General features: G+C 55.4%; 13 protein-coding genes. 2 read left to right on the top strand and 11 right to left on the bottom strand.

Going from position 1 to position 21122, the window contains the following annotated elements:
* Window positions 1–1517: 1517 nt before the first annotated feature.
* The 3 genes from BMF08_RS19635 to BMF08_RS19645 all read right to left on the bottom strand — a co-directional run bounded on the left by BMF08_RS19635 (window position 1518) and on the right by BMF08_RS19645 (window position 8926).
* Window positions 1518–7679 carry a BigA/YdbA N-terminal beta-barrel domain-containing protein gene (locus BMF08_RS19635; RefSeq protein WP_072569191.1) on the bottom strand — a complete coding sequence of 2054 codons (6162 nt, stop codon included), beginning with the start codon at window positions 7677–7679 and terminating at the stop codon, window positions 1518–1520.
* A 429-nt stretch (window positions 7680–8108) separates the two neighbouring features.
* On the bottom strand, window positions 8109–8411 hold the full coding sequence (gene elaB, locus BMF08_RS19640) for a stress response protein ElaB (RefSeq protein WP_072569192.1): 303 nt from the start codon (window positions 8409–8411) through the stop codon (window positions 8109–8111).
* A gap of 53 nt (window positions 8412–8464) precedes the next feature.
* Window positions 8465–8926 (bottom strand): GNAT family N-acetyltransferase, encoded by a 462-nt coding sequence (locus BMF08_RS19645; protein WP_072569193.1) that lies wholly within the window; start codon window positions 8924–8926, stop codon window positions 8465–8467.
* Between the two features lie 74 nt (window positions 8927–9000).
* Between BMF08_RS19645 and rbn the strand changes: the two genes are divergently transcribed.
* Together rbn and BMF08_RS19655 are read left to right on the top strand one after the other, a co-directional pair.
* On the top strand, window positions 9001–9918 hold the full coding sequence (rbn, locus tag BMF08_RS19650; RefSeq protein WP_072569194.1) for a ribonuclease BN: 918 nt from the start codon (window positions 9001–9003) through the stop codon (window positions 9916–9918).
* Between the two features lie 75 nt (window positions 9919–9993).
* Window positions 9994–11001: a chemotaxis protein gene (locus BMF08_RS19655; protein ID WP_072569195.1), complete on the top strand. Its 1008-nt coding sequence runs from the start codon at window positions 9994–9996 to the stop codon at window positions 10999–11001.
* 102 nt (window positions 11002–11103) lie between these two features.
* Here the strand turns inward: BMF08_RS19655 and nuoN are convergent, their stop codons facing one another.
* The 8 genes from nuoN to nuoG are packed head-to-tail and all read right to left on the bottom strand — an operon-like array spanning window position 11104 to window position 21096.
* Window positions 11104–12561, bottom strand: coding sequence for an NADH-quinone oxidoreductase subunit NuoN (gene nuoN, locus BMF08_RS19660; RefSeq protein WP_072569196.1), 1458 nt, complete (start codon window positions 12559–12561; stop codon window positions 11104–11106).
* Between the two features lie 6 nt (window positions 12562–12567).
* The gene (gene nuoM / locus BMF08_RS19665) at window positions 12568–14097 is read right to left on the bottom strand and encodes an NADH-quinone oxidoreductase subunit M (protein ID WP_072569197.1); all 1530 of its coding nucleotides are present in this window, start codon (window positions 14095–14097) and stop codon (window positions 12568–12570) included.
* A 41-nt stretch (window positions 14098–14138) separates the two neighbouring features.
* Window positions 14139–15980 carry an NADH-quinone oxidoreductase subunit L gene (gene nuoL / locus BMF08_RS19670; RefSeq protein ID WP_072569198.1) on the bottom strand — a complete coding sequence of 614 codons (1842 nt, stop codon included), beginning with the start codon at window positions 15978–15980 and terminating at the stop codon, window positions 14139–14141.
* Window positions 15977–16279 (bottom strand): NADH-quinone oxidoreductase subunit NuoK, encoded by a 303-nt coding sequence (nuoK, locus tag BMF08_RS19675; RefSeq protein ID WP_072569199.1) that lies wholly within the window; start codon window positions 16277–16279, stop codon window positions 15977–15979. Before nuoK ends, nuoL begins: the two co-directional genes overlap by 4 nt.
* Window positions 16276–16827: an NADH-quinone oxidoreductase subunit J gene (gene nuoJ, locus BMF08_RS19680; protein WP_072569200.1), complete on the bottom strand. Its 552-nt coding sequence runs from the start codon at window positions 16825–16827 to the stop codon at window positions 16276–16278. The genes nuoK and nuoJ overlap by 4 nt, the downstream gene beginning before the upstream one ends.
* 11 nt (window positions 16828–16838) lie before the next feature.
* A complete protein-coding gene (nuoI, locus tag BMF08_RS19685; protein ID WP_072569201.1) occupies window positions 16839–17381 on the bottom strand; it encodes an NADH-quinone oxidoreductase subunit NuoI in 543 nt (180 codons plus the stop codon).
* Between the two features lie 14 nt (window positions 17382–17395).
* The gene (gene nuoH, locus BMF08_RS19690; protein WP_072569202.1) at window positions 17396–18373 is read right to left on the bottom strand and encodes an NADH-quinone oxidoreductase subunit NuoH; all 978 of its coding nucleotides are present in this window, start codon (window positions 18371–18373) and stop codon (window positions 17396–17398) included.
* The gene (gene nuoG / locus BMF08_RS19695) at window positions 18370–21096 is read right to left on the bottom strand and encodes an NADH-quinone oxidoreductase subunit NuoG (RefSeq protein WP_072569203.1); all 2727 of its coding nucleotides are present in this window, start codon (window positions 21094–21096) and stop codon (window positions 18370–18372) included. Before nuoG ends, nuoH begins: the two co-directional genes overlap by 4 nt.
* Window positions 21097–21122 lie beyond the last annotated feature (26 nt).

The following is a 21122-nucleotide window of genomic DNA, read 5'->3' on the forward strand; positions in this document are numbered from 1 at the left end:
CATTTGTGGCTATCTGCCATTTCGGTATCGAGCACCACCTGCATGTGCCCGTCCAGCACCACGGTATTATCATTACCTGCCACGTTAATGCCGGTAGATGGCTTAAAGAAATACTCTTTCGCGAGCGGTGATTTCTGATCTTTATCCACCACCATATCTCCGGTCAGGGTCACCGTGTTGGTGTTCCCGGTAATATTCACCCCGGTCGCGTCATAGCCTGTGATTTTCAGCTCATCGGAGATAAGATTCACGTTATTGCTGTCCCCGGTAACATTGATGCCCGTGGAGAAATCTCCCACGATCATCTTACCGTTCTGATTGAGGGTATTGCTGTTACCACTGATTTGCGTTCCGGTGCCGCCATCAGTGACGCTGGTCGCGCCGGTATTATTAATGGTGTTCTCATTACCAGTGACAGCGAAACCGGTGCCGTCCGTAGTGGCCGTAATCCCACCTTCATTGTTAATCGTATTTTTATCACCCTTTACTTGCGTGCCGATACCGCTATCCGTGCCGGTGCTGTCGCCTTTGATAATGATAATCTTGCCGTCAACGTCAATTTCTTCACCAACGTTGTCCGTGGCTGTACCAGTGCCGCCATTAATCACTAGCGGCTCATCGCCACCGTCATCGCCATCATCGCCGTTATCGTTATTGTCATCATTGCCATTGTCGCCGTTATCATTGTCGTCACCATTATCGTCGCCGCCGTTATCACCGCCGTCATTATCATCTCCGCCGTTATCGCCGCCATCATCGTTACCGCTGTCGCTGTTATCCGAACTTTCACCATCGTGATCGTTTTCAACCGCAATACCCACTGCCGCTACTACCGCCGCCATGCCACCGATAACCCAGTTTTTGGGATCTTCCATAAACGAAGGCTCTTGCAGACATTCAGCCGCTAACTGCGCTTTTTGCTCTTCCGTCAGCACACTCATATTCGCGGGGCAGAGGTTAGCGGTACGATCTTTTGCTAAGTGTTCGGTTTCGGCATAGCCATTGCCGCTTAACGCCAGGGCGATACAGATCGACAGGACTGATTTTCGTTGCATGATGAATGTTCCTTATTCAGCTGATATATATATTAACGACAGAAAGGTATGGCGGTGTCGCCAGATAAGATTGATTAAAAAAATTTGAGGGATTTTATAGAGGGTTACTATTTTTTGTTCAAGAGGATTATGATTCAAATCGTTGTAATAAAAGTCAACTGCTTGATATCAGGAGAGATATAAATACCGGGAGTGGCGACGACAAATTATAAGCCGGCAGAATATATAGACGATATTAATGTATTTTTTCATAAATCATTCTCTGAATTAATAAATTAACCCCCACCAATAATTAAATACATTCATGTCTACAATAATAAAAAAACACCCCGCCGGGGCGGGGTGTTTTGAGGTTGGGTGATTGTTTTTTTGCCCGGCGGCGCTTCGCTTGCACGGGCCTACATGTTCATCGTTAAGTCATGCAGGCCGGGTAAGGCGCTGCCGCCACCCGGCAAACCCTCATCAGAACTTATACTTGTAGTTCAGCATAAAGCCCTTGTCCTTCACGCCGTCTTCCTGCCACTGGAAGGCATCCGCCGTGAACTGCGCGTTACCGGCGCTGTACTTCACGCCCGCCATCGCCTGGCCGTTCACGCCACCGCCCTGCTGGGCATCGTCAACGCTGAACGTCTGGCCTCTGGCACCCGCCAGAGAAGCCGTGCGCTTGCTCTTCGCATAGCTCAGGTTCGGGCCGCCTTCCAGCGACGCTGTCGCTGCCCAGCCGTCTTCACCCGCGTAGCTCAGCTTCAGACCCACCACCGCATCAACCGCCGTTTCGCTGCTGCTGCTCATGCTCAGGTTGAAGTCGCCCGCGCCTTTCTCGCTGTAGCCGTCTTCCATGGTGTGACGCATTTTCAGACCGGCAAACGGCGTTACCGTCAGGCCTTCCTGCACCTTGAAGGCTTTTGACCCTTCGGTACGAAACTCCATGTACTGCTGGCGGGTGTCGGCGTTCGCCGTTTTGTTCACGTCGCCGTAACGTACCGCACGGTTGCTGTCGAAGTTATGCACGTCATAACGCAGGGCGTTATCCCAGTTCAGGCCGCCTTCCGTCAGCGGCAGGCTGTGCTTCAGCCCCAGGAACTGGCTGTAACCGCCCGTCACGCCGTTGTCGCCGGCGCTCATCGCATTACCATCACCGTCCAGACGGGCGATACCGTACTCCATGGTCAGCGTCTGGTTGTCACCGAACGCCAGGCTCTGGCGCAGCGCCAGCATGTCGTAGGTGGTGTCATTACCCAGCTCGGCACGCTTGTCACCCTTCGCCACCACGTTGAACGCCAGACCGTTATTCATCACCGGTGCCGTGTCCGCCAGCATGTCGAAGCGGTTGCTCAGGATACGCGCATCGCGGGATACGCCGGTCGCCTTGCTGCCAGAAATCTGCTTCAGGGCGCTGGTCAGCTCCGCGCTGGTTGCCAGGTTCAGGCTGTTGTACAGCTCGTTGCTGGTGTAGGCCGCATCCAGTGCATTCGCCACGCTGTTCACACTCGCATCGCCCGCCACGTCCGCATAGGCGTTTTTGGTCATGGTGACATCCACGTTACCGCTGGCGTCCTTCTCACCTTCCGCTGTCCAGACCACGCTGGCGGAGGTGATGTTCTGCTCACCCTGAATGTCTTCCCCGACAAAGACGTCGTTGAAGGTCACAGAGGTGTCCGCCGTACCCGCGGTAAAGCCGGTGTCAACGTTCACATCCTGAATGTCGACATGGCTCGCCGTCAGCGTACCCGCACTGCCGTCTGCGCTGGTGCCGACGGTGTACTGGTTGATGCTGCTGCGCAGACCGGTGCTCTGGGCTGCCGCAGTCGGATCGGTCGGCAGGGTGTAAGACGCAGCATGTGTCTCGGTACCGTTGCCGCCGGTGCCATTACCTTCCAGCGCAACGTCCTGCTGGATCAGGCCGCTGCCTTCCCCGGCCAGGGTTACCGTGCCGTTGTTAACGATACGCCCGTTCGCGCCCAGCTTGCTGAAGGCGTAAGAGTTGGACGCATAGATGTTAATCGCGCCGTTGTTCTCGATCACCGCGTCAGCCGTGGCGTTCGCGTCCAGCTGCATGGCCACCATGCCGCTTTCAGTGGTGCCTTCGGTGCCCAGGTTAATGGTGCCGTTGTTCACCAGCTGGGCGTTCTTGCTGCCCTTCATGCCGACGGCGCCGCTGCCGCTGACGTTCATGGTGCCGTCGTTGACGCCCACATAGTTACTGTGCGTCAGGCTGACCGCGCTCTGGCCGGTTTGAGAGGCGGTAAAGTTCACCACCCCGTCATCCTGGTTCCAGAAGAACGCCTTACCCGCAGCCGCATTACCTTGTGAAGCCACCAGCGACACACCAGTGGCGTTCGCTGTACCATCGTTAATAAAGTCGCCCGTACCGCCCCAGATATTTACCCCCGCCGCGTGACTGCTGGCGGTGAAGTTCATGGTCGCGCCTTTATCGTTCTTAAAGGTACCGTTGTTATTCAGATGAACAGCATTTTTGTTATTATCGCCTGTCAGCACGCCGCCAGCCGCGTTTTCAAACACGCTGTTGGTTTTCAGATCCAGTCTATGGACATCCTTAACGTCTGTCGCTGTACCCAGCGTAAAGCTACCGCTGTTGATAATGCGACTGTCTCCCCACATCTCCGCGCCGCCAGTAGCGCTACCATTGTTAACCACTTTCCCGGAGGTGCTTGTGATAACAAAAGCGTTGATGGTGCCACTGTTATTAATTACGCCATTAGTGCCGGAAACACTGACGGGTGAATCAATAATACCAGAGCTCTGGTTATTAAAGGTGCCCTCAACATATAACCGTCCTGTACCGTTCACCGTGCCGGTATTACTCACTGTGCTGTCAGAAAGTACGGACGTAGTTTCAGTCAGCGTATTAATACCGCTTAGCACGGTGCCGTCAGCAAATTCCGGCGTTTCCACTGCATCACTGTTATCAGCTTCCGGCGGTACGCCTGCACCGATATTAATGTGGCCACGGTTAATGATACGGTTATCTTTATTACCGTCTGTATAGAATGCCTTACCGTTTTCGGCGTTGATGTTAATTACACCCGTGGTGTCGTTAACCACCGTAGCGCCGCCATAGACCGCCATACCTACCAGCGGCTGGTCAGCAACGTAATTCTCGTTTTTCTCGAGATTAATCGTGCCCTGGTTAACAGCCTTGTTACTGGAACCGTAGGCCACCATACCAGCACCGGCATTATAGACGGTAATGGTGCCGCCCACGCGGTTAGTGGCAACAGAATTTGACTGCGCGGTAATGGCGTTGCTACCTGCCCCCATGCCTACGGCATAGTTCATTGGGTTATCCCCGGAAGGGACACTGGTTCTCACGTCAGAGGTGTCGGCGGCATCTTTCCACATCGCATCGGTGGTAATCTGGCCAAAGTTATCGGCTGTCGAGTTTTTATTCGCCACCATCCCGGTACCACGTCCGTACAGCTCAAGCTGACCTTCGTTAATAACCGAGCTACCGGCATAGGCGGTCATCAGTTCAATAGCAGCGACGTGGTTGTTCAGAGCATCCTCAGTCGACATACTGTAATGATCTTTAACGTTGGTGATGCTTCCCTGGTAGACCGTCTTACCTGTCATTACTCCCTGGTTAACACCCGTGGCTCCGTTTCTTACAGAAATGCCTCGCAGCGCCGTACGATCGGTGGAGAGTTCAGAGCGAACCATCTCCAGGCGACCGTTATTAACGACTTTCGAACCTTTATCTTTTGCTTCAAAGGCGGTCATGTCTGAAATAGACATTTCACCTTTGTTAGCAATGGTGGAACCGGATTTTGCAGTGAAAGCCTGGCTTACATGCATGTCATAGTTATAGTCGCTGACTTCTTCTACACCGGAAGTACTGAAAGTCGAACCTTCGGTAAATTCAAGATAGCCACCATTTTTAACGCTAATAACGTTGTTGATACCCACGGGGAAATAGCCATTAACGGACGAATCGCCATGCACGTAGACCGAAGATTTTCCATCAACAGTTACAACCGAGGCATTGCTGGTGCCGGTTCTCTGGTTAGCGGTTTTATCCGCATCGTCCAGCTGGTCTTTCTCACCCGTTAATTCGATGCCCTTCATGATGTCAACACGGTTATTGTCACCCGTTACGGTGGCGCCCTGTATTAACTCCATCGAGCCGCTGTTATTGGCATAATTTCTGCCAGCATCTTCGCTATCGACAACCACCTGTAAATGACCGTCCAGCACGACAGTGTTATTACTGCCGCTGACGTTAATCCCTGTGGAAGCTTTGTAGAAGTTATCTGCCGCCAGTGGTGATTTTTGATCTTTATTGACCACCATATTGCCGGTCAGCTTGACGGTGTTGGACTCGCCTGTAACATTAGCGCCGGTGGCCTGCTGCCCGGTGATGCTCATATCCGATGAATCAAGATTAAGGGTATTGCCATTACCTTCTACGTTAATGCCGGTGGAGAAATCGCCGACCGCCATCTTGCCCATCTGGTTGATCTGGTTGTTGTTACCTGCAACATCAACCCCGGTGGAAGGTTTGGTGCTGTCGGTGCTGGACACGTCTAAATCGCCAGAGTTGATGATGTTGTCATCACCATTCACTTTGGTGCCGGTGCCGCCATCCGTCGCGGTGCTGCCGCCGGTGTTATCAATGGTGTTGCCATTGCCGTCCACTTTGGTGCCGGTGCCACCGTTTGCGCCGTTGTTGCCACCATTGTTATTGATGTCGTTGTTATCACCCGTGACATCAGTACCGGTGCCATCGTTAATCCCGCTGTTGTTGCCGTTGTTGTTGATGGTGTTGTCGTTACCGTCAACGTCAGTGCCGGTGGAACCTGTGCCATCACCGGTGTTGTCACCGTTGTTGTCAATGGTGTTGCCGTTGCCGTCTACATTGGTACCTGTGCCGCCATTGGTGCCGCTGCTCTCACCACCGTTGTTGATGGCGTTACCGTTGCCGTCTACATCAGTACCGGTGGAACCTTCGCCGTCGCCGGTGTTTGTGCCTTTGTTATCAATGGTGTTGCCGTCACCGTCCACTTTGGTGCCGGTGCCGCCGCCGGTGCCGCTGTTGTTACCGTTGTTATTGATGTCGTTGTTATCACCTGTGGCATCAGTACCGGTACCATCATTAATCCCGCTGTTGTTGCCGTTGTTATTGATGGTGTTGTCGTTACCGTCAACGTCAGTACCGGTGGAACCTGTGCCATCGCCGGTGTTGTCACCGTTGTTGTCAATGGTGTTGCCATTGCCGTCTACATCGGTGCCGGTGCCGCCATTGGTGCCGCTGCTCTCACCACCGTTGTTGATGGCGTTACCGTTGCCGTCTACATCAGTACCGGTGGAACCTTCGCCGTCGCCGGTGTTGGTGCCTTTGTTATCAATGGTGTTGCCGTCACCGTCCACTTTGGTGCCGGTGCCGCCGCCGGTGCCGCTGTTGTTACCGTTGTTATTGATGTCGTTGTTATCACCTGTGGCATCAGTACCGGTACCATCATTAATCCCGCTGTTGTTGCCGTTGTTATTGATGGTGTTGTCGTTACCGTCAACGTCAGTACCGGTGGAACCTGTGCCATCGCCGGTGTTGTCACCGTTGTTGTCAATGGTGTTGCCGTTGCCGTCTACATTGGTGCCGGTGCCGCCGCCGGTGCCGCTGTTATTGCCATCGTTATTGATGTCGTTGGTGTCGCCGTTAACGTCAGTACCGGTACCGCCATTGGTGCCGCTGTTATCGCCGCCGTTATCAATGGTGTTGCCGTTACCATCAACATCAGTACCGGTGGAACCTTCGCCGTCGCCGGTGTTGGTGCCGTGGTTATCAATAGCGTTGCCGTCCCCGTCCACTTCGGTACCGGTGCCGCCATTGGTGCCGCTGTTGTTGCCGTTATTGTCGATGGTGTTGCCGTCGCCATCGACTTTTGTGCCGGTGCCACCATCGTTACCGTTGGTGTCGCCGTTATTATTGATGGTGTTATCGTCACCGATGGTAATAGAGCCGTTATTACCCTCGCCTGAGGCCGTGCCGCCGTTTGTATCGATCTTGTTATTGTTGCCTTCATGCCAGTTCACGGCATCAGTGAAATTGATTTCACCAGTGATATCCAGATACCAGATCTTGCTGCCATCCGCAGAGGTGCCTTTCATAGTGACGGCATTGCTGGCCTCATCCAGAGCCCATTTATCCAGCACAATGGTTTTGCCGGTAGCCGGATCGGTCAGGGTGTAAGTACCGTTCGGATTGGCGGTGTAATTCCAGGTAATGCCCGCAAAGGCCACCGTTTTTTTGGTTTCGTTCCAGGTTACGCCGTTGCTGTAGGTTTTAATAATATCGCCAGTCGGCGTGGAAGAGCCGTCATCCCCGCTATCACCACCATCACCACCGCCGCCACCGCCCGCAGCCAGGCCGACTGCCGCCGCGACAGCGGCCACGCCTCCGGCAACCCATTCCCACTGTTCTTCCAGAAAAGAGGGCTCTTTAAGGCATTCAGGAGGCAGTTTTGCTTTTTGGGCTTCGCTCAGCGCGCTGATATTTGCCGGGCACGCCTGCGACTTGCGTTCTTTTTCGCTCAGATCTGTTCCGGCATAACTATTGCCGCTCAGCGCCATCGCTATACAGAGGGATAATACGGATTTTTTTTGCATGATGAATATTCCTTATTCAACAAGAGTCAATATCAACAATGTCAGACGGACACGATAGCGTCGTCAGGAGAGAACATTAAATACAATTTTCGCCGGTTTTATAGGGTAAAGTTGATTTTTATTCAAGGACAATTTAATTAAAAGAATATTAATTAAGGATAACCGATTGAATTAGTTAGAATTGAATTTGGAGGAAAATCTTAGGCAATTTTATTCATTTTGTGAAACACATTCACTCAAAAAATATAAAAAAGCAAAAACCATTCACCAAGATAATAAATTAAGCCATGAGAATATTTATTTTTATGCGGAGATGTCTTTTATTAATATATCCATTAATAAATAAGATTAAACTTATAAGACAGGTAAAACAAAACAGCCTCCTGAACAGGAGGCTGCTAACATTAGCGAACTAATGTGAAAAATTAATTAGCGGCGCAGTAGCAGACCCAGCACCAGGCCTGCAGCAGCACCAATACCTACGCCCTGCCACGGTTTTTCATGCACGTAATCATCTGCACGGTAGGCAACCTGCTTGGCGCGCATGTAGTAGTTGTCGGAAGCCTGGCTCACGCGGGACTTCACGTCGTGCAGCGCTTGTTCGGCGCGTGCTTTCAGTTCGATATATTTCTGGTCAGCAGGATCGCCGGAGGAACGTAACACCTCTTCCAGCGTTTCGCTCAGCAGGGTCAGGTCGTCGTCAACGCGTGTTTCTGTGAATTGGTTAGTCATTTGTTTTCTCCATGTTTTGCACTGGTTTGCTAACTATAGTCAATGACCTGCGGTTACGCCTGGCGAACTTCCCGCGCCATACCGATGTGCGGGATACCGTCTTCGTCATAAATATCGGTCACCGGCCGGAAGCCAAAATGGGCATAGAAAGATTGCAAATGTGCCTGCGCACCCAGATATATCGCGCGCTGCGGCCAGTTTTGCTGACAACTGGCAACCGCCCGATCCATCAGCTGATAACCCAGTTTCTCCCCCCTGACCTGTGGGCTGACGATGACCCGGCCAATCACTACCGGGGCGAAATCATCCTCATTTTTCAGAATCCTCGCATACGCCACCAGCTGGTTATCGCGCCAGCCGAGCAGATGGCGATTCTCCCCGTTCAGATCTTCACCGTCTACATCCTGATAGACGCAGTTTTGCTCCACCACAAAGACTTCGCAGCGTAATTTGAGTAATTCGTAAAGCGCGCTGACGCTCAGTTCGCTGTGGTGCAGATCTTGCCAGTGGATCATGGTGCTCTCCTTAATTGATTCGCCTCTCGCTATACTAATGGCTTTTCATCTTCCGGAAAGGGCGTAACGCACATATGGAACTTCTCTTTCTTGGCACCTCGGCGGGGGTGCCGTCGCGCACACGCAACGTCAGCGCGCTGTTGTTGAACCTGCAACACCCGACGCAGCCCGCGCTGTGGCTGTTTGACTGCGGCGAAAGTACACAGCATCAACTGATGAAAACCCCGTATCATCCCGGCAAGATAGAGAAAATTTTTCTTACTCATCTGCATGGCGATCACCTGTTTGGCCTGCCGGGACTGATATGCAGCCGCTCCATGGCAGGGATCACTCAGCCGTTAACGGTGTATGGCCCGCAGGGCATCCGCGAGTTTATTGAAACCACGCTGCGTCTGAGCGGCACCTGGACGGATTACCCGTTGAGCGTTGTTGAGATTAGCGCAGGCGAAGTGATGGATGACGGGTTACGCCGCGTGACCGCTTACCCGCTGGATCATCCGCTGGAGTGTTACGGCTACCGTATCGAAGAGCATGATAAGCCCGGCGCGCTGGATGCCCGTGCGCTTCGGGATGCAGGCGTGGCGCCCGGCCCGCTGTTTCAGCGTCTGAAAGCCGGAGAACGGGTAACGCTGGATGACGGGCGTGTGATCGACGGCCAGGATTATCTCTCCCCCGCCACGCCGGGTAAAAAGCTGGCGATTTTTGGCGATACCGCCCCCTGCCCCGCCGCGCGCGACCTGGCGCAGGATGTGGATCTGATGGTGCATGAAACCACGCTGGAGGCGGCAATGGAGGCAAAAGCCAACAGCCGTGGTCACAGCTCCACGCGTCAGGCGGCGCAGCTGGCCCGTGACGCCAATGCCGGACGGCTGGTGATGACGCATATCAGTTCACGCTACGACGCCGTCAGCAGCCAGAAGCTGGTGGAGGAATGCCGGGCCATCTTCCCCGAGAGTATTCTGGCTGAAGATTTCGTTGTCATCACAGTTTGATGTAAAACGTTCCTCCATTTTTCCCCCGGCGTGCCGATAACAGTGTTAACGCACGCATTCCACTCCGAGGGCACGATGGATAGTTTCCAGAAAGATATTGATGACAGGGCTAATCTTACCCTGTCCAACCGCTTTGAGCTTTTGCTGTTCCGTCTTGGCGCGTCGGTGCATGACGCGAAGTCAGAGCTCTTTGGCATAAACGTTTTCAAACTGCGTGAAATTGTGCCCATGCCCACCTTCACCCGCCCTGCCGGGATGAAGCCGCCGATGATGGGAATGGTGAATATCCGCGATCAAATCATTCCGGTGATTGATTTGACGGCGGTGGCGGGCTGCAAACCCACTACCGGACTGAATATTCTGCTCATCACCGAGTACGCCCGTAGCGTACAGGCGTTTGCCGTCGAGTCAGTGGAGAACATTATTCGTCTGGACTGGAAACAGGTGCACACGGCTGAGAAAGCCGTTAATGGTCGCTACATCACCAGTATCGCCTGTCTCGACGATGAGCAGGATTCCAATAATCTGGCGCTGGTGCTGGACGTTGAGCAGATCCTTTATGACATTACGCCGCCGGACCACGATCTGCATGCCAAAAATCTGGAGAACACTAAAAAGTTCAATATGAAGCCGGGCGCGGTGGCCATTGTCGCCGAAGATTCCAAAGTGGCGCGCGCCATGCTGGAAAAAGGCCTGGAATCCATGAACATTCCGAACACCATGCACATCACCGGTAAAGATGCGTGGGAGCGCATTCAGGTGCTGGCGCAGCAGGCGGAAGCGGAAGGCGTGCCGATTAGCGATAAGATTTCGATGGTGCTGACCGACCTGGAAATGCCGGAAATGGACGGCTTCACCCTGACGCGCAAAATCAAAACCGATGAGCGTCTGAAGCATATTCCGGTGGTGATCCACTCGTCGCTGTCCGGCAGCGCGAACGAAGATCATGTGCGTAAAGTGCAGGCCGATGGCTACGTCGCCAAGTTTGAAATCAATGAGCTTTCCGCGGTGATCCAGGAAGTGCTGGATCGCGCCACGCAGCACGTCAGCGGGCCGCTGATTAGCCATAAGCAGTTTGTGTAAGATGGATGGTTGCCGGGTGGCGCTTATGCTTACCCGGCATTTTTTTAAGAAGACGAAAAAAAACCGCCGAATCATCGGCGGTTTTTTTATGGGCTAACGCGCTTACATCAGCGGCTTCGCGAGCTGCACGATGTCGATCAGCGGCTGCGGGTAGACACCCAACAGCAGTACCAGCAACGCGGAGATCAGCACCACGATACCGCCTGCGCTGTACTGCCAGTTAGACGGCGCATCGCGGTTCAGTTGCTGCGGAGCGTTCAGATACAGGCTCACTGCCACGCGCAGGTAGTAGTAGAGACCAATCGCGGAGCCGAGCACAACAGCACCGGTCAGCCACCACAGGTTCGCCTGCACACCCACGGCCAGCACGTAGAACTTACCGATAAAGCCCAGCGTCATCGGAATACCCGCCAGCGACAGCATCATCACCGTCATCACCGCAGACAGAACCGGACGGTGCCAGAACAGACCACGATAGGAGTACAGGGAATCCGCGTCCGGGCCACGGTACGGGCTGGACATCAGGCTTACCACGCCGAACGCGCCGAGGCTGCTGAACAGGTAACCGGCCAGATACACGCCCACCGTTTCCATCGACATCTGACCGCTTTGCAGCGCAATCAGCGCCACCAGCAGGTAGCCGAGGTGCGAGATAGAGGAGTAACCAAGCAGACGCTTGATATTGCTCTGGCTCAGCGCCATCAGGTTGCCGAAGATGATGGAAGCCGCGGCGATAATACCCAGCACCATGCGAACCGCTTCGCTGTCGCCCACCGGCGCATACAGGAACAGACGCATCACCACGCCAAAGATGGCGATTTTGCTGGCGGTTGCCAGGAAGGTGGAAACCGGAGCAGGCGCACCCTGGTAAACGTCTGGCGTCCACAGATGGAACGGCACCAGCGACAGCTTAAAGCCCAGACCGACGATCATCATACCCAGGCCTGCCAGCAGCAGCGGCTCGTGCAGCATGCCGTCGCCCAGGCTCTTACCGAGGCCAGGGAACGACAGGTTGCCGGTCTGCGCATAAACCAGTGCGATGCCGAACAGCAGGAACGACGAGGCGGCGGCAGACAGAATGGTGTATTTGATACTGGCTTCCAGCGAGCGTTTCTGACGGAAAGCGTAACCCACCAGGCCGAACAGCGGCAGCGAGATAAGCTCGATACCGAGGAACAGCGAAGCCATATGGTTAGCGTTCGCCAGCAGAATGCCACCCAGGGCGGCAATCAGCACCAGCAGGTAAAACTCTTCTTTGTTGTCGTAGTAGCCCTCAAGCCACGGATACGCGAAGGTACAGGTTGCGAGGCTCGCCAGCAGCACAAGGCCGGTGTAGAACATTGCGTAACCGTCTACGCGCATCAGCGGCGTGACATCCATGGCGCCCGCCTGGCCAACAAACCAGAGCGACACTAACGCGGCGTTAAGCCCAATGACCGACAGCGTGGCATTGGTAAAGTGGTTGCGTCGCCACGCAATGGAGAGCATCACAACCACCACCGTCAATCCGACGATCAGCAGCGGTAGCAGCGCAATCAGGTGTTGTGGAGTTATTGTCATGGCGATTTACGGCCTTGTAGTAGAAACGGAATTAACAAACCACTGCTGGATATTGCTCATCGCAGAATGCGAGGTATCCAGAATCGGCTGCGGATAGAAGCCAAGCAGTACCAGAAGCACGACCAGCAACAGAATGATAAACAGCTCGCGCAGTGACATTCCCGGCAGTTCTTTACTTGCGATCTCGCTCTTCGCTTGCCCGAAGAAGGCGCGGTGCAGCATCGCCAGCGAGTAAACTGACGCGAAGACCAGACCGAAGGTCGAAATCACAGTGATCACCGGCACAACCTGATAGCTGCCGAACAGGATCATGAATTCACCGACGAAGTTACCGGTGCCCGGCATCCCGAGAGTCGCCACGGCAAAGAACATCGACAGCGCTGGCAGCCATTTAATTTTGCTCCACAGGCCGCCCATCATGCGCATATCACGGGTATGCAGACGTTCGTACATCTGACCGCAGATAATAAACATACCGGCGGCAGACAGACCGTGCGCAATCATCTGGATCACCGCGCCCTGGAACGCCAGCTGGCTACCGGTATAGATCGCGATCAGCACGAAGCCCATGTGCGAAACGGAGGTGTAAGCAATCAGACGTTTGATGTCGGTCTGTGCGAATGCCATCCATGCGCCGTAGAAGATGCCAATCACACCCAGCCACATGGCAATGGGGGCGAACTCAGCGGAGGCGTTCGGGAACAGCGGCAGCGAGAAGCGCAGCAGACCGTAGGCCGCGGTTTTCAGCAGGATCCCCGCCAGGTCAACAGAACCTGCGGTTGGCGCCTGGGAGTGCGCGTCCGGCAACCAGCCGTGCAGCGGTACTACCGGCATTTTCACCGCGAAGGCAATGAAGAAGCCCAGCATCAGCAGATATTCAACGCCATGGGACATCGGCGTCTTGAGCAGCTGCTCGTAGCTGAAGGTCCAGACGCCGGTCGCATTGTAGTGCACGAACACCAGCGCCAGGATGGCGATCAACATCACCAGACCGCTCGCCTGGGTATAGATGAAGAACTTGGTCGCGGCAGTGATACGCGTCTTCCCGTCGGAGGCTTTATGGCCCCACAGTGCGATCAGGAAGTACATCGGCACCAGCATCATTTCCCAGAAGAAGAAGAAGAGGAACATGTCGATGGCAAGGAACACGCCGATAACGCCGCCCAGGATCCACATCAGGTTCAGATGGAAGAAGCCCTGATATTTCTCGATTTCGCGCCAGGAGCAGAGTACCGCCAGCACGCCGAGGAATCCGGTCAGCACCACCATCAGCAGTGACAGGCCATCCAGCGCCAGGTGAATGCTGATGCCAAAGCGTGGGATCCACGGCAGCAGGAATTCAGACTGCCACTGCGGTAAACCAGCCGATTGGGTCAGAGAGTAGCCGCCCTGCAACCACAGTTGCAGGGAAAGCGCCAGCGTCAGTCCCATTGTGACCAGCGCGATCCAGCGCGGCATCTTCACGCCGAAGCGTTCGGTCTGCCAGCACAGGAAGCCGCCAATAAACGGGATAAGTATTAACCAGGGTAATAACATAGCTGCGTATGTCCCTTATATTCTAAACACTTCACAAAAAATCAACGCAATACCATCAACAGCGCGAGGACGACCACCGCACCGATGCTCATGGATGCCACATACCAGCGCAGATAGCCGTTCTCGCTAAACAGCAGACCTTTACCCGCCAGGCGGGAGAGGATTGCCGGGATGTTCATCAACGCATTCAGCGGGTCACGCTTGATAAGCCAGGCGATACCCAGGAATGGTTTTACGAAAATTTTGTCATACAGCCAGTCGAAGCCCCAGGCGTTGTACCACCAGGTCCCCAGCAGGCGGCCCGGCGCGCTGTTGGCGATTGAGGTCACCAGAGTGCGCTTGCCAAGCCACAGCCAGGCGGCAATCAGGATCCCGGCAATGGCGATCACGCCCGATGCGATTTCCAGCGTCATCACGCTGCCATGCTCAAGCTCGGTGGTTTCCGGCAGAACACCCTGCAACGGCGGCACGATCATCGCGCCCACAAAGGTGGAGAGCACCAGCAGAACAATCAGCGGCAGATGGTGGGTAATCCCCTTCCCTGCGTGTGCGTGAATTTGTTCTTTACCGTGGAAGACGATGAAAATCATGCGGAAGGTATACAGCGAGGTCATAAATGCGCCCGCCAGACCTGCCACCATCAGATTCATGTGTCCGTTCGCCATCGCGCCCGCGAGGATTTCATCCTTACTGAAGAAGCCTGCGGTGATCAGCGGCAGTGCGGAAAGCGCCGCGCCACCCACCAGGAAGCAGACATACACCAGCGGAATAGACTTACGCAGGCCGCCCATTTTGAAGATGTTCTGCTCGTGATGGCAGGCAAGGATCACCGAACCGGACGAGAGGAACAGCAGCGCTTTAAAGAACGCGTGGGTCATCAGATGGAAAATCGCCGCATCCCACGCCTGTACGCCGAGCGCCAGGAACATGTAGCCAATCTGGCTCATGGTGGAGTAAGCGAGTACACGTTTGATGTCCGTTTGCACCAGCGCGGCAAAGCCTGCCAGCACCAGAGTGACGGCACCGACAATCCCCACCAGATGCAGGATTTCCGGGGTCATCAGGAACAGACCATGCGTACGGGCAATCAGGTAGACACCGGCAGTCACCATGGTCGCGGCGTGGATCAGCGCGGAAACCGGAGTCGGACCCGCCATCGCGTCAGCAAGCCAGGTCTGCAACGGCAGCTGTGCCGATTTACCGACCGCACCGCCCAGCAGCATCAGCGTCGCCCAGGTCAGCATATTATTGCCAGCCTCGAAGTGCGCCGGTGCCAGTTCCACCATTTCGCGGAAGTTGAGCGTACCCAGTTCGTTATAAAGAATGAACAGCGCGAAGGCCAGGAACACGTCGCCGACGCGGGTCACCACGAACGCTTTCATTGCTGCCGCGCCATTCTTCGGATCGGTGTAGTAGAAACCGATCAGCAGATAGGAGCACAGGCCCACGCCTTCCCAGCCGAGATACATCAGCAGCAGGTTGTCCGCCAGTACCAGCACCACCATGCTCGCGATGAACAGGTTGGTGTAGGCGAAGAAGCGGGAGTAGCCCTCTTCGCCGCGCATGTACCAGGAGGCAAACATGTGGATCAGGAAGCCAACGCCGGTTACCACGGAGAGCATGGTCAGCGACAGACCATCCAGCACCAGGTTAAAGCCGATGTTGAAATCGCCCACCGACATCCAGGTCCACAACGGCTGGCTGTAGGCCTGTTGACCGTTATTAAAGAAGTCGAAGCCGACAATGGCGGTCACCAGCGCCGCCAGACCGACTGAACCCATTCCAACCGCGGCGGAGAGGTTTTCCGACCAGCGACCGCGGGAGAAGGAGAGCAGTAAAAAGCCAATCAATGGCAAAATAATGGTTAAGGCAAGCATGTTCATCCACGCAACTCACTTACTGAATCGATATTCAGGCTCTGGCGACGGCGATGCAGTTGCAGTAACAGCGCAAGACCAATACTGGCTTCTGCTGCCGCAAGGCTGATGGCGAGGATATACATCACCTGACCATCGGTCTGGCCCCAGTAGCTACCGGCGACGACAAAAGCCAGTGCCGCCGCGTTAATCATGATTTCCAGCCCAATCAGCATAAACAGCAGATTGCGTCGGATAACCAGACCGGTCAGACCGAGTACAAACAGTATCGCGGCGAGGATCAGTCCATGTTGTAAGGGGATCATGCGTGCTCCTCCGTTTTTCTTTTCGCATCGCCAGGACGGTTGCTGAGCACTTCGCCCGCGCGTTCTTCACGACCCACGTGGAAGGCGACGACCAGACCCGCCAGCAGCAGCATGGACGCCAGTTCAACCGCCAGAACGTATGGCCCGAACAGGGTAATGCCCACCGCTTTCGCGCTGATTGGCGTCCCGTCGATGCCCTGGTCGTTGACGCCGAGAATGGCGTAGATCATCACCGCCAGCAGGATGGCTGACAACGCGCCAGGACCAATCCAGATTTGCGGTTTCAACCACTGACGTTCCTGCTCGATTTCAGCGCCGCCGAGGTTCAGCATCATCACCACGAATACGAACAGCACCATAATGGCCCCGGCGTAGACGATGATTTCCAGGGCGCCCGCAAAATAGGCGCCTAAGGAGAAGAAGACCCCGGCAATCGCCAGCAGGGACATAATCAGGTACAGCAGCGCATGCACCGGATTAGTGTGGGTTATCACCCGCAGCGTCGTCAGGATGGCAACCAGGCCACAGATATAAAAAGCGAACTCCATTGCCCCTCTCCTTACGGTAACAGGCCTTTGACGTCGATAGGTTTGGCTTCGTTTTCCGCTTCACCTTTATCTTTGCCGTCGATTGCCATACCTGCCATCCGGTAGTAGTTATATTCCGGGTATTTGCCCGGACCGGAGATCAGCAGATCCTCTTTTTCGTAGACCAAATCCTGACGCTTGAACTCGCCAAGCTCGAAGTCCGGCGTTAACTGGATCGCCGTTGTCGGGCAGGCCTCTTCGCACATGCCGCAGAAAATGCAGCGTGAGAAGTTAATGCGGAAAAACTCCGGATACCAGCGGCCGTCTTTCGTCTCTGCTTTTTGCAGAGAGATACAGCCAACCGGACAGGCAACCGCACACAGGTTACAGGCTACGCAACGCTCAGCGCCGTCCGGATCGCGCGTCAGCACGATACGGCCACGGTAACGAGGCGCCAGATAAACCGGCTCTTCCGGGTACATACGCGTTTCGCGTTTGGCGAACGCATGCAGGCCGATCATCCAGATACTGCGAACCTGGGTGCCGAAGCCCACAATTATTTCTTTTAAAGTCATGGTCTTTTCACCCCTTATTGCGCCTGCCAGAGAATGACAGCCGCGGTGCCCAGCAAGTTGAGTAGCGTCAGCGGCAGGCAAACTTTCCAGCCGAAGGACATCACCTGGTCATAACGCGGACGAGGCAATGCTGCGCGGATCAAAATGAACATCATCATGAAGAACGCGGTTTTCAGTGCGAACCAGATGAAGGGCGGTAAGAACGGGCCATGCCAGCCACCGAAGAACAGGGTAACCATCAGCGCGGAAATGGTGACGATACCGATGTACTCCCCCACAAAGAACAGACCGAATTTCATACCGGAATATTCAATGTGGTAACCGTCGGCCAGTTCCTGCTCGGCTTCCGGCTGGTCAAACGGGTGACGGTGACACACTGCCACGCCCGCGATAGCAAAGGTGATAAACCCGAAGAACTGCGGGATCACGTTCCAGATGTCGGCCTGGTTGTTGACGATATCGGTCATATTAAATGAACCGGCCTGCGCCACCACGCCCATCAGCGAGAGGCCGAGGAACACTTCGTAGCTCAGGGTTTGCGCAGATGCACGCATCGCACCGAGCAGCGAGTATTTGTTGTTGCTCGACCAGCCAGCGAACAGCACCGCATATACCGCGAGGCCTGCCATCATCAGGAAGAACAGGATGCCGATGTTCAGATCGGCCACCACCCACGACGGGCTGACCGGCACAATAGCAAAGGCCAGCAGCAGCGAGGTGAAGGCAATCATCGGGGCCAGGGTGAAAATCACGCGGTCGGTGAATTTCGGTACCCAGTCCTCTTTGAAGAACATCTTGATCATGTCCGCGACCAGCTGGAGTGAACCACCCCAGCCTACGCGGTTCGGTCCGTAACGGTTCTGGAACAGGCCCAACAGACGGCGTTCACCGAAACTCATGAACGCGCCGCAGGTCACCACAACCAGCAGAATAACCACCGCTTTGAGAATGCTGAGCAGGATGTCAATCAACTCCGGGGTAAACCAACTCATTGCTGTGCCTCCTGCAGATCCTCAACGCGTGCGCCTGCCAGTACCGGCGCGATGCCCGGCATACCCATCGGCAAGCCGACCTGCCCTGCCGTCAGTCCTTCAGAAATCACCAGCGGTAAGCTGACCGTCTGACCTTCATAGCTGAAGGCAAGTTTCGCACCGTCATTCACGCCCAGTTTCGCGGCGTCTGCCGGATTGAGCGCAATGTACGGCTGCGGCATACGTTGCTGGAAGACCGGTGAACGCTGGGACATTTCGTCACTGCCGAACAGATGGTAGTAAGGCGCAACACGCCATTTCCCCTCTTCCGCCTGGAAACCAGCCGGTACGTGATCGAAATAATCCAGCGCGCTGTCAGAGGCTTCGATCAGACGTACGCCCGGATCGCCATGACGCAGTTTGCCGCCCACTTCGGCCTGGAACTTGTTCCATGCCTGCGGGGAGTTCCAGCCCGGCGCCCAGGCAAACGGAATTTGCGAGCGCGGCGCGGATGGCTGGTTGTTCCCTTCCATAGAGAAGGCAAACATAGTGTCTTTGTCCTGCGGCTGACGCGGTTCATGCACGCTGATGTTGGCGCGCATGGCGGTACGGCCACTGTAACGATGCGGTTCACGGGCCAGTTTCTGACCACGAATACGGAAGCTGGCATCCGGCGCGGCATCTTTAATACCGGCCAGCTGCGGCAGCGCCGCAACCGCGGCGTCGATCACGTGATCGAGCTGCGTCCAGTCCACTTCGCGGCTCTGCACGGTGCTGTGCAGCGAGTGCAGCCAGCGCCAGCTTTCCAGCATGATGGCGTTGCGGTCGTAGTAAGACGGATCGTAAACCTGGAAGAAACGCTGTGCGCGGCCTTCGTTGTTGATCACCGTACCGTCGCTTTCGGCGAAGCTGGCGGTAGAGAGCACCAGGTGCGCTTTGTCCATGATCGCCGTGCGCTGATGGTCGATAACCATCACCAGCGGCGCGCGGGAGAGCGCGGCGTCAACGCGGGCGGCAGAAGCATGACGGTGCAGATCGTTTTCCAGGATCACCACCGCATCAGCACGACCGGTTTCCAGTTCGGTCAGGGCGTCGTCCAGCGAGCCGCCGCCGATCATACCGAGGCCGACGCTGTTCACTGCACGGGCAATCATGGTCACGCCGACGTCTGCGCCACGGCCTTTCAGCGCTTTGGCGACGTTAGCGGCGGCCTGAATGACCGCCGTGCTGCCGGCGTTAGTACCGGAAATAATCAGCGGTTTTTTCGCGCTGGCCAGCGCCGAGACGATCACGTCGATCTTGTTTTGCAGATCGCGATCGATGCCTTCAACGGCCGGTGCGCTGGCGTCGAGGGCATTCGCAATGGCAAAGCCCAAACGCGCCTGATCTTCAACCGGTGCGCGATAGGTCCAGGCGGCGATGTCGTCCATACGGGTGCTGTCAACGTTGGTGACAAACAGCGGGTGTTTGGCACGCTGACCGATGTTGAGGATAGCGGCGATCTGCCAGTCCGCGACTTTCTGCGCGGCGGCCATTTCACGGGCTTTCCCTTTCACGGCCTGGCGGACAGCCAGCGCGACGCGCGCGCCGGTCTGGGTAATGTCTTCGCCCAGCACCAGCACGGCATCGTAGGTTTCGATGTCGCGCAGCGCCGGGGTATGAATGCCGCTTTCGCGCAGCACTTTCAGCATCAGCTCCAGACGTTCCTGCTCGCCGCTGGCGATACCGGTATAGAAGTTTTCCGCTCCTACCAGTTCACGCAGCGCAAAGTTGCTTTCCACGCTGGCGCGCGGGGAACCGATACCGATCACTTTCTTCGATTGACGCAGAATATCCGCCGCGCCCTGCATCGCCTGTTCAGCGTTGAGGGTGATCAGATCGTCACCACGACGCTGAACCGGCTGACGCGGACGGTCTTTCAGGTTCACATAGCCATAGCCAAAACGACCACGGTCGCAGAGGAAGTAGTGGTTAACGGTACCGTTGTAACGGTTTTCGATGCGACGCAGCTCGCCGTAACGCTCACCCGGGCTGGTGTTACAGCCGAGAGAACATTGCTGGCAAATGCTCGGCGCAAACTGCATGTCCCATTTACGGTTATAACGCTCAGAGTGCGTTTTATCGGTGAACACGCCGGTCGGGCAGATTTCCACCAGGTTGCCGGAGAATTCGCTTTCCAGCACGCCGTCTTCCGGGCGACCAAAATAGACGTTGTCGTGCGCGCCGTACACACCCAGGTCGGTGCCGTCAGCATAGTCTTTGTAGTAACGCACGCAGCGGTAGCAGGCGATGCAGCGGTTCATTTCATGGGAAATGAACGGCCCCAGATCCTGGTTGCGGTGAGTACGCTTGGTGAAACGGTAGCGACGGAAGCTGTGACCGGTCATTACGGTCATATCCTGAAGGTGGCAGTTACCGCCCTCTTCACAGACCGGGCAGTCGTGCGGGTGGTTAGTCATTAACCACTCCACCACGCTTTCGCGGAACTGTTTCGCTTCTGCGTCGTCAATAGAAATAAAGGTGTTATCGGTAGCCGGTGTCATACAGGACATGACCAGGCGTCCGCGCGTGTCTTCCGCGTTCTGATACTGCTTCACCGCACACTGGCGGCAAGCACCCACGCTACCCAGCGCCGGATGCCAGCAAAAATACGGAATATCAAGACCTAACGAGAGACATGCCTGTAGCAGGTTGTCCGCCCCGTTGACCTCGTAATCTTTGCCGTCTACATGGATCGTAGCCATTAGCATGCTTCCAAATTAAAAAAATC

Origin of the sequence: Enterobacter sp. SA187, from assembly GCF_001888805.2 — a bacterium.
GTDB lineage: Bacteria > Pseudomonadota > Gammaproteobacteria > Enterobacterales > Enterobacteriaceae > Enterobacter_D.

Coding starts and splice junctions, on each gene's coding strand:
- nuoM (WP_072569197.1), bottom strand. CDS start 14,097: ATGTTATTACCCTGGTTAATACTTATCCCGTTTATTGGCGGCTTCCTG.
- nuoI (WP_072569201.1), bottom strand. CDS start 17,381: ATGACTTTAAAAGAAATAATTGTGGGCTTCGGCACCCAGGTTCGCAGT.
- BMF08_RS19635 (WP_072569191.1), bottom strand. CDS start 7,679: ATGCAAAAAAAATCCGTATTATCCCTCTGTATAGCGATGGCGCTGAGC.
- nuoK (WP_072569199.1), bottom strand. CDS start 16,279: ATGATCCCCTTACAACATGGACTGATCCTCGCCGCGATACTGTTTGTA.
- nuoN (WP_072569196.1), bottom strand. CDS start 12,561: ATGACAATAACTCCACAACACCTGATTGCGCTGCTACCGCTGCTGATC.
- BMF08_RS19645 (WP_072569193.1), bottom strand. CDS start 8,926: ATGATCCACTGGCAAGATCTGCACCACAGCGAACTGAGCGTCAGCGCG.
- nuoL (WP_072569198.1), bottom strand. CDS start 15,980: ATGAACATGCTTGCCTTAACCATTATTTTGCCATTGATTGGCTTTTTA.
- elaB (WP_072569192.1), bottom strand. CDS start 8,411: ATGACTAACCAATTCACAGAAACACGCGTTGACGACGACCTGACCCTG.
- nuoG (WP_072569203.1), bottom strand. CDS start 21,096: ATGGCTACGATCCATGTAGACGGCAAAGATTACGAGGTCAACGGGGCG.
- nuoJ (WP_072569200.1), bottom strand. CDS start 16,827: ATGGAGTTCGCTTTTTATATCTGTGGCCTGGTTGCCATCCTGACGACG.
- nuoH (WP_072569202.1), bottom strand. CDS start 18,373: ATGAGTTGGTTTACCCCGGAGTTGATTGACATCCTGCTCAGCATTCTC.
- rbn (WP_072569194.1), top strand. CDS start 9,001: ATGGAACTTCTCTTTCTTGGCACCTCGGCGGGGGTGCCGTCGCGCACA.
- BMF08_RS19655 (WP_072569195.1), top strand. CDS start 9,994: ATGGATAGTTTCCAGAAAGATATTGATGACAGGGCTAATCTTACCCTG.